This window comes from Cognaticolwellia aestuarii, assembly GCF_002000025.1.
Classification (GTDB): Bacteria; Pseudomonadota; Gammaproteobacteria; order Enterobacterales; family Alteromonadaceae; genus Cognaticolwellia; species Cognaticolwellia aestuarii.
The window spans coordinates 1-500 of sequence record NZ_MUZV01000033.1 but is presented as its reverse complement, the minus strand read 5'-3'; the positions used below and the strand labels follow the sequence as shown (position 1 = coordinate 500).

Annotated in this window: 1 protein-coding gene; it reads right to left on the bottom strand. The window is 43.6% G+C overall.

The window, feature by feature from the left end; all coding sequences use genetic code 11:
* Positions 1 to 500: tandem-95 repeat protein (locus B0169_RS19060; protein WP_143323615.1), on the bottom strand; the 500-nt coding region annotated here is incomplete at both ends.

Here is a 500-nt window from a genome sequence, read left to right as displayed (position 1 = left end):
TCATTCGCCAGTAATTGGTCGCTGTCAGTCACCAACTTAGTTAAGCTCAAGTCTTCGTTCAAGCTGAAACTATCCGCATTCAGGGTTGGGGCATCATTAACCGCGTTAATAGTTAATGCCACACTAGCCTGTGCTGTCGCACCATTGCCATCACTGACTTGATAGGTAAAACTGTCAACGCCATTGAAGTTACTATTCGGGGTATAACTGAACGAGCCATCACTATTAAGTGTCAAGCTACCATGACTGACATTCGTTAGTGGCGTTGTATTCACCGTTAAGCTATCACCGTCGACATCGCTATCATTCGCTAGTAATTGATCGCTGTCAGTCACCAACTTAGTTAAGCTCAAGTCTTCATCAAGGCTATAACTATTAGCGGTTGCATTAGGTGCATCATTAACCGCATTAATGGTTAATGCCACACTAGCCTGTGCTGTTGCACCATTGCCATCACTGACTTGATAGGTAAAACTGTCAACGCCATTGAAGTTACTATT